Origin of the sequence: Lacrimispora sphenoides JCM 1415, from assembly GCF_900105615.1 — a bacterium.
Classification (GTDB): Bacteria; Bacillota; Clostridia; order Lachnospirales; family Lachnospiraceae; genus Lacrimispora; species Lacrimispora sphenoides.
The window spans coordinates 1,933,415-1,945,930 of record NZ_LT630003.1 but is presented as its reverse complement, the minus strand read 5'-3'; the positions used below and the strand labels follow the sequence as shown (position 1 = coordinate 1,945,930).

Genomic DNA, 12,516 nt, shown 5'->3' with positions numbered 1-12,516 from the left:
TATGAAGGCATGTGGATCTGTTTTTAAATACGGAGATAATGTGGATACGGATGTTATCATTCCGGCAAGATATTTGAATATTACAGATGGGAATGAGCTGGCTAAGCACTGTATGGAGGATATTGACAAGGATTTTATAACCAATGTAAAAAATGGAGATATTATTGTCGCAAATAAAAACTTTGGATGCGGTTCTTCCAGAGAGCATGCGCCCCTTGTTATCAAGTGTGCCGGAATAAGCTGCGTGATTGCCGAAACTTTTGCCAGGATTTTCTACCGGAATGCAATTAACATCGGCCTTCCTATTATAGAATGTCCGGAAGCTGCCAGAGCCATTCAGGCAGGAGATGAGGTTATGGTTGATTTTGACAGCGGCATTATCACCAATAAAACTACCGGCGAATCCTTTGAGGGTCAGGCGTTTCCGCCCTTTATGCAGGAGATCATTTCAGCGGGAGGGTTATTCCCCTATATTAATAAGAAGAAATAGCTTGTTTTTCCATGGAAAATAAGTCCGTAACTGTCAGGAATTGTATTTGACAGTTGCGGACCTTTTTGCTGTGGGGTATTCTGGCATTGCCAATAAAAGAAATGCGTATTATAATTAGAAAAAATTCAAGGAGTTGATCTATATGGTAAAGACAAATGCAATGAGGATGCTTGACAAGGCAAAGGTTGAGTATACCACCAGGGAATATGAAGTGGACGAGCAGGACCTATCCGGCAGCCATGCGGCGGATATGATGGGGGCGGATCATGGGAGCGTATTTAAAACTCTTGTATTAAAAGGAGAAAAAATAGGATATCTGGTCTGCTGCATTCCGGTTGATGGGGAACTGGATTTAAAAAAAGTGGCGAAGGCTGCCGGAGATAAGAAGGTAGAGATGATTCCTATGAAGGATTTGCAGGGAATCACAGGATATATACGCGGAGGCTGTTCTCCTGTCGGCATGAAAAAACAATTTCCTACGTTTGTCGAAGAAACAGCCTGCTCTTATGAGGAAATTGTCGTCAGCGGAGGCTTAAGAGGACATCAAATCGTCATTTCTCCCCAAGCCCTTGTTGCGTTTATAAAGGGCAGTTTTGCCCCTCTTACCCACAATTAGTTTACATAACATCAAAAATGCTGTGGACAAGTCATACGGGGGAAGTTGAATAATTAACATAAATGTAACACTATTGTAAAATATGAGTGCAATAATAGCATAAAAAACCGGGATGCCCGTAGGGGAAAATAGTGCAAAATATACAAAAGAAAAAAGGAACTGAAAATTTAGAAATTAAAATATCACAAAAATGTTAAATGACCATTGACTTTTTTGGCAGGCTTCTTCTATAATTACGGACGTCACCAGGAAACGGCTGTGGAATGTAACCCAGCCCAGGCAAGTGATATAAGAGAAAGAGGTGTATATATGCTTACACTGCGCTCTATCCTTCAGCAGATTTGTCAATTTTTCAGAGGGATGTCCTTTAAGGTCACAAAGCGGATGTATCGTTCTTCCGCAGTTTTTATGGCGGGTGCGGCAATTATTACTGTTGTGGCGTTTACCTCAGCAGGATTTGGAAGCGGCGGCAGAAATGCTTTAACAGCATTTGCGGAAACGCCGGAGTCAGAAGACTCTACGGATAAAGAAGATGTGAAAGATGAAACAGCGAAAGAAGAAACAGTTACCCAGGAAAAAGCCCAAATAAAGCTTACGGAAGTAAGAATGCAGGCTCAACAGCTGGCCGGTGATTTCCTGGAGAAAGATGTGATCCAGAAACAGGAACAGGCGGAGGAGTCCAAGGCAGAGATTGAGCGAATCAATACGAAAATTGCCATGGAAGAAGAGGCTAAACGCCAGGCAGAAGAAGCAGCGGAAGAAGCAAAGAAAGCTGCAGAAGAGGCAGCAAAGAAGGCAGAGAAAGAAAAGGCCGCCCATTCAACGTCGGTGAATCAGGACGATTATCAGGTCTTGTTAAAGATCGTGCAGGCGGAAGCCGGTATTTGCGATGACAAGGGTAAGATCCTTGTGGCCAATGTTATAATTAACCGCGTAAAGAGCGGAAAATTTCCCGACACGGTGAAAGGAGTCGTTTACGAACCCTCCCAGTTTTCACCGGTATCAAACGGCAGTATTAATTCCGTAAAAGTGACAGATGATACGAAACAGTGTGTTGACCGTGCGCTGGCAGGAGAGGATTATTCCGACGGAGCCCTGTATTTTATGTATCGGGGAGGCTCCAGAAGAGGTGCTATCAGCTGGTTTGATTCCCATCTGACTTATCTGTTTCAGCATGGCAACCATGAATTTTTTAAATAAAAACATTGTAGAATATTCTGCTTTAGGTGTATACTATATGTGCATAGCAGGTACCCCTTGAATCTGCGGCCAAACTAGACGATACATAAAAGGAGAGTAGGATTATGATTTTTGATTCAGCAAAAAACCTTGATTTTTACAGAGGCCTTGGAGTGGACGGAAGATACGAAAAGGCAGTTGATTTTCTTAAGAACACTGATTTAGTGAGCCTGGCGCCAGGCAAATATGAGATTGACGGCAAGAATGTTTTTGCGAATGTAACAGAGTATACAACGGTTCCCTGGGAGGAAGCCAAGTATGAAGCTCACCATAATTACACAGATATTCAATATGTGATATCCGGTTCTGAAACCATGACATATGCACGGATCGATGAACTGAATGAAAAGGTACCTTATAACGAAGAAAAAGATGTTGTATTTTACGACAATGAAAATCCAGGCTTAAAAGTAGTAGTAAAAGCTGGAGAATATATGATTTTCAATCCCTGGGATGGTCATAAGCCAAAAGCAGCTGCAGGTGAACCGGCTTTGATTAAAAAAGTGATTGTTAAGATCAAAGAGAACTAAATTAAAAACGGGATCCGATCCTTTTTACAAGGGATCAGCTCCCGTTTTCGTTTTATGGATTCCAGTTGTCCGAACCGGACAGAACTGCTTCTTTTGAGAATCTTTTAAGATCAGTTTCTGTCAGCCGGTGAATCCAGTCCGGTCGTTTTTCCATCACGGCACCAGGGCCGTAACTGCCGTATTCGCCGTAGAAGGTATGTTCATGGGCAGCTTCCTTATTCCAGTCATGCCAGCCTTCTTTGCAAATATGGTCATCCAGAAAGCAGTTGATCAGCACGGTTTTCCCATACTCTCTCCATGGACGGCCAAGGTAAGCGTTGCCAGCGGGACAGTTGCTTTCAAAGCGGCAATTTTCCATGACATAGCCATATTCCTGTCCCTTTGGAGTGGAGGCGGCAGTTACATAGCTGCTGATCTCCATTCCCGTATATTTGGAAAAGAAGGTACAGCCTTCAAAATAAGCGGTTGCGCTGCCAAAAATAAAGTCAATATCCCCTTCTAAGTAACAATTTTTATAATAGTGCCGTCCATTGATCCGGGGGGAATGCTGCTTCGGTCCGATAAAACCATTGGGTTCGATTTCCTTTGGAGGAAGGGGGCCTGTAAAAAGAGTATCCTGGTTTCCTAAGAAACGGCAGTTTTCAAAGAACAACCGGTCTCCATCGGCATAAAGAGCCAACGCCTGTCCAACATCGGTACCAATTCCCGCGCTGTTTTCAAATGTTAGATTCTTAGCGGTAAAATCATGGGTATCGATCAGGCAGGAATAGGTGCGGAAGGTGCCGCGCTTCATCCCATCCTCCATGGTCATGCGGGCATAAAGGCCGTAAGAGAGAATGGTGCTTTCTGCATCTTCCCCAACAAAAGTTACGTGAGGAACCGTTACGGCAATCTGCTCTTCATAAAATCCCTTGTGTATGTATAGGACCTGTTCCTTCGTATGATCAGAGGGAAGAGAACGAAGTGCCTCTCCAATGCTTTTAAAATCTCCTGTACCATTTTTTGAAATATGAATCATAATTATCCTTTCTTTTGCTTATTGTACACAAAATGCATAATATATATATAATATATCCATTTTTTTGGAAAATTGCAATGAAAATCATTGACTTTTTCTTAACAAAGTGAGATAATAGTGACAAATTTGGATTTTATAAAAGGAGGAATTTTCTATGTCAACTAAAGCATATTATCCAATTAATGAAATTGGAAAAGGCCAACCAGGTTTTGCAACTACGCGTTCGATCATTGAAGCTCCGTTTTATGGAAACAACGTAATTAAGGTTACTACACTTAGAGAAGCATATGAACTGGCGAAGAATTCACCAGGAACCGTGGTAACGGACATGCCTGTATACAGGGGAGAGGAATTTGGCCTTGATAAAGATGCCAAGGTTCTCTTATTTAATGATGGCGCGATTACCGGACGCTATGCGACTGCAAGAAGAATCGCAGGAGAACCCGGTGTAAATTGCGGAGCTCTTGACAAAGTTGTTATGGACGCAGTTTATGAAACCCGTTGGAAAACAATGTATCATGCAGAGGTTTATGCCGGACTTGATCCTGAATTCATGGTGAAGGCACATCTCCTTATTCCGGAAGGCGAAGAAAATATTCTGTATAACTGGATGCTGAATTTCCAGTATATGTCTGATGAGTATGCGAAAATGTATAAAGCTTCTAAACCAGTCGGTGATGGAAAAGAAGCAGATATCTATATCTTCTCTGATCCTCAGTGGAACGGTTCCGACCGTCCTGGAGTAGATCTGTCCTGTTTAAGCGATCCAAAATGTTTATGCTACTTTAATACGGACCAGAACTGTGCGGCAATCCTGGGTATGAGATACTTCGGAGAGCACAAAAAAGGCACCCTTACTATGGTTTGGGCCCTTGCTAACCGCAATGGATATGCTTCTTGCCACGGCGGACAGAAAGAATACAACTTAACCGATGGATCCAAATATGTTGCATCTGTATTTGGTTTATCCGGCTCAGGTAAATCCACCATTACCCATGCAAAACATGGCGGAAAATATGATGTTACCGTTCTCCATGACGATGCATTCATTATCAATACCGACACCTGCTCCTCTGTGGCAATAGAACCTACATACTTTGATAAAACACAGGATTACCCGACTGGCTGTGATGATAATAAATATCTCTTAACGGCCCAGAACTGTTCCTGTACCTTAGACGAAGACGGAAAGATCCAGCTGGTAACAGAGGATGTCAGAAACGGCAACGGACGTGCCATCAAATCAAAACTGTGGTCACCTAACCGTGTGGATAAGATCGAAGCACCGGTCAATGCGATTTTCTGGATCATGAAGGATCCTACCATTCCGCCGGTAGTAAAATTAAAAGGCGCTTCCCTGGCATCTGTTATGGGAGCAACTCTTGCAACAAAGAGATCAACAGCGGAAAGACTGGCACCGGGAGCTGATCCCAATGCTCTGGTGGTTGTGCCTTATGCCAACCCATTCAGAACCTATCCTCTGGCCAATGACTATGAGAAATTTAAAAAACTGGTAGAAGAGAAGAACGTAGACTGCTATATCATCAACACCGGTGATTTTATGGGCAAGAAGGTTCAGCCAAAGGATACCTTAGGCATCCTGGAAGCCATTGTGGATAAGACTGCCCAGTTCAAACAGTGGGGACCTTTCTCAGATATCGAAATCTTTGAGTGGGAAGGATTTGTTCCTGATCTTCATGATGCCACTTATGCGGAGCAGTTAAAGGCCCGTATGGAAGACCGGGTGAAATTCGTTTCCAATATCGCCACAGTTAAGGAAGGTTATGACAAGCTTCCGGATGATGCTTTGGCAGCACTTCAGAAAATTGTTGATGAATTAAAGTAAAAATTCCATAGAGACGAAAAAGGAGCTTTCCTTTTTCGTCTCTGTTTTTGCTCGGATACCGCAGCAGTTAAGAAAAATCCGCAAAGCGTGTTTTTCTTAATTTCACCATACAGGAGGCACCATGAATAAAGAATATTTGTTGTTTGATTTAGATGGAACCCTTACGGACCCCAAAGAGGGCATAACGAAGTCTGTCCAGTATAGCCTCCGGCATTTTGGGATTGAGGTGGAGGATTTAGATGAGCTTTGCTGCTTTATCGGGCCGCCTTTAAAGGACAGCTTCATGGAGTATTATGGCTTTAGCGAGGAACAGGCAAGAAAGGCCATTGATATTTACCGGGAATATTTTTCGGAAACAGGATTGTATGAAAATAAAGCCTATGAAGGAGTTTTGGATGTTCTGCAGTCTCTTCTTAAGGCAGGGAAAAAGCTTTATGTGGCTTCCTCTAAGCCGGAAGTGTTTGTCCGGATGATCCTTAAACATTTTGAGTTGGATTCCTGCTTTTTATTTATGGGAGGTGCCGACATGGATGAAACCAGGGTAAAAAAAGCAGATGTGATCCGTTATGTTTTAAATGAATGCGGAATTACCGATCTGGACAAGACGGTGATGATCGGAGACAGGAAGCATGATGTTCTGGGGGCAAAAGAAATTGGAATAGCATCGGTTGGGGTGTTGTACGGTTACGGAAGCAGACAGGAACTTACAGAAGCCGGAGCGGATGTTCTGGCAGAAACAATTTTTGATTTGCAGAATCTATTATAGTATGTTATACTTGGTCTCTAACATTTTAAGCAGGAGGAATACAAGAGATGAAAAAGGTGGAGATCGGATTCTGGGGAGTTGAGTCCATCCTGGAATTTGTCTCAATTGCGGGAGCGTGTAAAGAAAAAATAAATTTGGCCTGCGGAGAAAGAACGGTAAACGCAAAATCGTTGCTTTCTGTGCTGTCTTTGGCCACTGCGGAAGGGTTGGAACTGATCATTCAAGAAGACTCCAGCGACTCTCCTTTAAGACTTCTGGAACTGTATGTAGAGCATGGAAGACTGCTTAACAGCAAACATATTGCTGTCTGATCCAATAGATTAAAATCAAAACTGACAGGAAAAGGAACTTGAAAAACAAAACAAAGTAGTGTATACTAAGACCATAGAAAACATGGGAAAGTAATTCCTGAAATGTGCGACACTCTTACCTTTTTTGAACCTACATTATGACTCATGGGATTCCGATATTTTCAGGTGGATGTCAAGCCTCCGTTTGCAGTGGAAGGCAGAAACTTGAGTGAGGTTGCCCACCTAGCAAGGCTAGGCGTCAATAAGTAAGAAACGGCATTTTGGGGTTACCAAAGAAAAAAGCAGCGAGAAATCGCTGCTTTAATTTTATGTAAAAGTATGGTAGAGTATAGGATAGACATTAGTCAATCTTAAAAACTTAGGAGAATTTTTATGAAAGAGACAAAATTTCGGAATTATTTATGCTGGGGAGTCACAGCACTTTCCGTTATTGCCTTGAGCATAACCTTTGCCTTTTTTCTTTCCAGATTCCAGGCTGTGAAGGGTACGGTAAAAATAATTGTGGGGATTCTTATGCCTGTCATTTACGGGGCAGTCCTCGCATATCTTTTACTGCCGGTATATAACAAGTCCAGAGACATTACGGTACGCCTGCTTTCTTCCAGATGGAAAAATAGGAATGGGGTAAAGTCCATATCCCGGGCCGCGGCAACTGTGGTCAGTTTAATTTTTCTGTTTGTGATAGTAGTCGGACTTTTCTGGATGATCATCCCCCAGATTTATACAAGTGTCATGGGACTCCAGGAATCACTGGGCGAGAATATGAATGATCTGGCTTTGTGGCTTCAGAAGATGCTTGAGGATAATCCTTCTGTGGAACGGGCGGTCATTCCCATATATGGCCGGCTGACAGGCCAGCTGCAAAGCTGGATGACCTCTGACCTGGTCCCCAACATGTCCATGTTGATCGGCAGCCTTTCCAGCGGACTGCTAAGCGTGGTACTGGTTCTAAAGAATATACTGATCGGTGTAATCGTAATGGTTTATCTCCTGAACATAAAGGGAACGCTTTCTGCCCAGGGTAAAAAGATCATTTACAGTATATTTCCTATTAAAACGGCTAATCAGGCAATCGATGAAATCCGTTTTGTTCACCGGGTGTTTGGCGGGTTCATAACGGGAAAGATTTTAGATTCCCTGATTATCGGGATTATGTGTTTTTTCCTTTTGAACGCTATGAATATGCCTTACACACTGTTAGTAAGCGTGATTGTGGGAGTGACCAATGTGATTCCCTTTTTCGGTCCGTTTATCGGAGCCATTCCCAGTGCATTTTTAATCCTGCTGGTCAGCCCTATTAAGTGTCTGTATTTCTTGATATTTATTCTTTTGCTCCAGCAGTTTGATGGAAATATCCTGGGTCCGAAAATATTGGGACAATCCACGGGTCTTCCCAGCTTTTGGGTGCTGTTTTCCATCCTGCTTTTTGGCGGACTGTTTGGTTTTGTGGGAATGATCATTGCGGTGCCGACCTTTGCGGTGTTTTACAGCGTAGTTTCAAGGCTGGTGAACCGTTCCCTGAGGAAAAAGGATCTCTCTCTTAAAACGGTGGACTATTTTGACCTGGAGCGGATTGATGAAAACAAAAAAACTTATATGAGATAAGAGGAGCGCATGAATAAAAAGACATTTATCGGATTTATAGTCGGTATTCCTCTTTTGGTTTTGATTCTCATTATTATTATTCTGGTTAATGAACCGGAACCGGAGGGAATATCAAGGGGGGTAGCATATAAGTCAGCTGCTCTTCTTCTTACCGATAGAGAAAACTGTGAAAAAATGCTGAAGGAACATAGCCAGGAATACTTTCCTGAAAAGGAACAGAATAACTGGTATGTGAAATACATGAATTACCTGTATGCAGGCGGTTATCTTGACCCCCATGAAATTCCGGCAAAAAGTGATACTGCGGAAGGCTTTTTGACCTACAAAGAGGCGGAAAGCCTGGCGGAAGCTCTGGTTCCCGGATCGGGAAAGAAGATCCATGAAAGCAGCAAAAAACAAAATAAAAAGCTTCCTGCTGATGAATGGTGGTATTTGTATGAAGAATTGAGGCAGGCACTGGATAAAGAAGGAACGATCAGAGTGCTTGACGTGTTTCTTTATGGCACTCCTACCAATGTAAAAACTGCAACAGCCTGGACTGCCTATACCAGCGAAGGGAATTTTCAATTTGAGGGCATCAGCCTGGATTCTTACATAGACTGGGAGTTAAAGTTCCTGGTAAAGGGCAATGAGATCATTGCATTAAAAGAAGCGGTGACAGATTCCATAACCTATAAAAATGTCTGGCTGACCACAGGAACGGGAGGAACGTTCGGTGTATACTTAGGGTCAGTGGAGCGTACCTTCCCCCTTGAGGCCTCTTTGGGGCAGCCGGAGGATTTTGCCAATAATATTGCGGATATCAGTTTAAAAAGAGGAAGCCTTCAAAAGGTTACCTTGAAGAAAAAGAAGATATCGGGAAAGGTTCTTGCGGTAAAGGATGATTCTATTGAGGTTGAGGGGTATGGCAGCTTAAAACTGGATAAAGATTTTAAAGTATACCGGTTATACGGTCAGCTTGAAGAACGTAGTGTCTCCGATATTCTGGTAGGATATGATATACAGGATTTTGTTGTTGCCCATGGCAGGATATGTGCTGCCTTGCTGGTAAGGGAATTTGATGCAAAGAGCATTCGTGTCCTTTTGATGTCCACCAATTTCCAAACGATCTTTCATCCGTCTGTAACCCTGTCTGCTGAAAGCGGCCTGTTATTGACCTATGGCGAGAAGGCGGTAAAAATACCTCCAAAGGCAGAAGTGATTATTGATACCTCAGATGAGCGGCTAAAGGATGGACGGATTGTAATCGCACCTTTAGAAAAAGGAGACTCCATTACCGTTAATTCCATCCAGAGGTCCTATGGCACCCCGGCCTATGACGGTACGATTGAGATACGTAAGGAAGCCGATGGGCTGCTTTTAGTCAATGAGTTGTACCTGGAGGATTATCTGACAAAGGTTGTTCCCAGTGAGATGCCTGACAGCTATGAAAAGGAAGCCTTAAAAGCTCAGGCTGTCTGTGCCAGAACCTATGCGTTCCGTCAGATCCAGAGCAACACCTACAGCAAATACGGTGCCCATGTGGATGACAGCACCAGATTCCAGGTTTATAACAATCTGCAGTCCGCATCAAAAACAGAAGAAGCGGTACGTGAGACTTATGGAAAGCTGTTGTTTTATAATGATAAACCTATAGAAGCCTTTTATTTCTCCACTTCTTGCGGACATACGACCGACGGGAGCATATGGGGAGGCGATCCGGCTCAGTTACCATATCTGGATGGCAGTCTTCTTCAGGATAGCAGGGGAGTATTAAATCTGTCGACAAATTCTGATTTTGATGAATTTATAAAGAAAAAAGATTATCCGGCCTTTGATTCAGGATTCCCCATGTACCGATGGGAAACCACCGTCACGAACCGGCAGCTGGAGGAAGAGATCACCGAAGTCGGATCAATCCTGAACATTACTGTAACAGAACGTGGAGTAGGCGGAATTGTTAAAAAACTAAGGGTCGAAGGATCCGACGGCGTCATGACCATCAATGGGGAAGGACAGGTAAGGGCAAAGCTTGGAAATAAATATATGACCATTACAAAGCTTGATGGTACGCTCATGAAGAATTTTGACTCCCTTCCCAGTGCCTATATTGCAATAGAAAATCAGGGCGTTGATGACAATAACATTACAACCTTTCATATTTACGGGGGAGGCTTTGGGCATGGTGTTGGTATGAGCCAGAATGGAGCTCAGGCCATGGCAAAGAGCGGGAAGAACTTTGAGGATATCTTAAAATTCTTCTATCACGACACGGAAGTGCGGGAAGCAGAGCAGAGTAAGGAATGAGAATGACAGTTCCAGCGTAGGATGATAGAAAAAACACAGGAATGTCGTATGCAAGATCAAAAGCTGGAAGTCCTGTTAAATCTTGCCCTCAGCGCAACTCCTGAAGAGCGTGAAAAATCAGGCAATTTAAATGTAGGATACAATCCAGAGGAAAAAACATGGGATGTGATCGTTAAGCATTCCGGGGATATAAGCAATCTTTCCCTTATTGGAATCCGGGTGGAGCAAATGGTAAACGAATACTCCATACTTACAGTTCCGGAATCCCTTATTGACCAGTTAAGTGCCTTGCCTCAAATCGAATATGTTGAAAAACCAAAGAGGCTGTTTTTTGCCATCAACCAGGCAAAGTCGGCCTCTTGTGTCAATTTGGTCCAGCAGGGAAGCAATCCTCTTACCGGAAGGGGAGTTTTGGTAGCCATCATTGATTCGGGGATTGATTATTACCACGCTGATTTCCGGAATGATGACGGTACGACCAGGATCGTAGCGCTGTGGGATCAGACACTGGACCGGGTGTTCACTGCAGAAGATATCAATGCCGCCCTGGCTACCGGAAGCAGGACAGAGGCCAGAAGGCTGGTTCCAAGCGTAGATATCTCCGGCCATGGTACAGCCGTGGCATCCATAGCGGTCGGAAACGGAAGGGAAAACAGGGGACAATACCGGGGAATCGCTTTTGAAAGCCCGATTTTAGTTGTAAAGCTTGGAGTTCCTCAGGAAGGCGGGTTTCCCAGGACAACAGAACTTATGCGTGCGGTCAATTTTGCAGTACAGCAAGCGGTAAGTATGCGGATGCCCCTGGCCATTAACTTAAGCTTTGGCAATACTTATGGATCCCATGACGGCACCAGCCTTTTAGAGACATTTCTAGATGACTTATCCAATTACGGGAAGACAGTGATTGTGGTAGGAACAGGTAACGAAGGGGTGGCTGGCGGCCATATTTCCGGAGCCCTGACAATGTCAAATCCCGAGGAAATTGAGCTGAGCGTGGGACAATACCAGCGAAGCTTCAGTGTACAGCTATGGAAATCTTATGCGGATTTATTTGACATCAGCATTATAACACCTTCCGGAGTGGTGATCGGACCCATCAGCAGCAGCCTGGGACCTCAAACCATAAACTATGGAAATACAAGAATTTTGTTGTACTATGGGAAGCCCGGACCTTACAGTGTGGCACAGGAAATTTATATGGATTTCCTTCCTCTCGATACCTATATTGACAGCGGGATATGGAAATTCCGCCTGACTCCCAGACAGATCGTGGAAGGCAAATACGATCTCTGGCTCCCATCTGCCGGAGTGCTGAGCGAGTCTACCAGGTTTTTAAGAGCCACGCCTGAAACCACTTTGACCATTCCATCTACAGCAAACAAGGTCATATCCGTGGGGGCTTATGATGATACTTATCAGTCTTATGCGGATTTTTCCGGCAGAGGATTTACAAGAAGAACCAATCTGGTAAAACCGGATCTGGCTGCTCCAGGAGTGGGGATCATTGCGGCAAGGGCCGGAGGCGGATACGAGTCGGTAACAGGTACGTCCTTTGCAACTCCTTTTGTCACCGGCAGCGCCGCCCTTTTGATGCAGTGGGGAATTGTGGATGGAAGGGATCCGTTTCTGTTCGGGGAAAAGGTTAAGGCTTATTTTATTCGCGGTGCCAGGCCTCTGCCCGGAATTACGAAATATCCCAATCCTGAGCTTGGATACGGCGCTTTATGCGTGAGCGACAGCCTTCCTGTATAACATGGGAAGAACGCCCTGACAGGAAGATGAAAAGCCATTGGAAAAATATACAAAATG

Annotated in this window: 11 protein-coding genes and 1 other RNA gene; 11 read left to right on the top strand and 1 reads right to left on the bottom strand. The window is 43.9% G+C overall.

Going from position 1 to position 12,516, the window contains the following annotated elements:
- The first annotated feature begins 1 nt into the window (after position 1).
- The 4 genes from leuD (at position 2) to BMX69_RS08665 (ending at position 2,875) form a co-directional block, all read left to right on the top strand.
- Complete coding sequence (gene leuD / locus BMX69_RS08680) at positions 2–490, top strand: 3-isopropylmalate dehydratase small subunit (RefSeq protein WP_025233308.1); 489 nt, start codon at positions 2–4, stop codon at positions 488–490.
- Positions 491–632: 142 nt separating this feature from the next.
- Positions 633–1,106 (top strand): Cys-tRNA(Pro) deacylase, encoded by a 474-nt coding sequence (gene ybaK / locus BMX69_RS08675; RefSeq protein WP_100042137.1) that lies wholly within the window; start codon positions 633–635, stop codon positions 1,104–1,106.
- A gap of 309 nt (positions 1,107–1,415) precedes the next feature.
- Entirely contained in the window at positions 1,416–2,306 is an 891-nt protein-coding gene (locus BMX69_RS08670; protein WP_100042136.1) for a cell wall hydrolase, read from the top strand.
- 104 nt (positions 2,307–2,410) lie between these two features.
- On the top strand, positions 2,411–2,875 hold the full coding sequence (locus BMX69_RS08665) for a NanQ anomerase/TabA/YiaL family protein (protein ID WP_100042135.1): 465 nt from the start codon (positions 2,411–2,413) through the stop codon (positions 2,873–2,875).
- A gap of 52 nt (positions 2,876–2,927) precedes the next feature.
- On the opposite strand, the gene BMX69_RS08660 is transcribed toward BMX69_RS08665, so the two are convergent.
- Positions 2,928–3,893: a pectinesterase family protein gene (locus tag BMX69_RS08660; RefSeq protein WP_100042134.1), complete on the bottom strand. Its 966-nt coding sequence runs from the start codon at positions 3,891–3,893 to the stop codon at positions 2,928–2,930.
- A 154-nt stretch (positions 3,894–4,047) separates the two neighbouring features.
- Between BMX69_RS08660 and BMX69_RS08655 the strand changes: the two genes are divergently transcribed.
- The 7 genes from BMX69_RS08655 to BMX69_RS08625 all read left to right on the top strand — a co-directional run bounded on the left by BMX69_RS08655 (position 4,048) and on the right by BMX69_RS08625 (position 12,459).
- Complete coding sequence (locus BMX69_RS08655; protein WP_100042133.1) at positions 4,048–5,739, top strand: phosphoenolpyruvate carboxykinase (ATP); 1,692 nt, start codon at positions 4,048–4,050, stop codon at positions 5,737–5,739.
- Between the two features lie 121 nt (positions 5,740–5,860).
- Positions 5,861–6,505 (top strand): HAD family hydrolase, encoded by a 645-nt coding sequence (locus BMX69_RS08650; RefSeq protein ID WP_100042132.1) that lies wholly within the window; start codon positions 5,861–5,863, stop codon positions 6,503–6,505.
- Positions 6,506–6,552: 47 nt separating this feature from the next.
- A complete protein-coding gene (locus BMX69_RS08645) occupies positions 6,553–6,816 on the top strand; it encodes an HPr family phosphocarrier protein (RefSeq protein WP_054790985.1) in 264 nt (87 codons plus the stop codon).
- A 91-nt stretch (positions 6,817–6,907) separates the two neighbouring features.
- Positions 6,908–7,087: non-coding RNA, 6S RNA (gene ssrS, locus BMX69_RS08640), on the top strand.
- A gap of 101 nt (positions 7,088–7,188) precedes the next feature.
- Positions 7,189–8,421 carry an AI-2E family transporter gene (locus tag BMX69_RS08635; protein WP_100042131.1) on the top strand — a complete coding sequence of 411 codons (1,233 nt, stop codon included), beginning with the start codon at positions 7,189–7,191 and terminating at the stop codon, positions 8,419–8,421.
- Positions 8,422–8,430: 9 nt separating this feature from the next.
- Positions 8,431–10,707: a SpoIID/LytB domain-containing protein gene (locus BMX69_RS08630; RefSeq protein ID WP_100042130.1), complete on the top strand. Its 2,277-nt coding sequence runs from the start codon at positions 8,431–8,433 to the stop codon at positions 10,705–10,707.
- Between the two features lie 48 nt (positions 10,708–10,755).
- Positions 10,756–12,459, top strand: a complete 1,704-nt coding sequence (locus BMX69_RS08625; protein ID WP_100042129.1) for a S8 family peptidase — start codon at positions 10,756–10,758, stop codon at positions 12,457–12,459.
- The last annotated feature ends 57 nt before the right edge of the window (positions 12,460–12,516 follow it).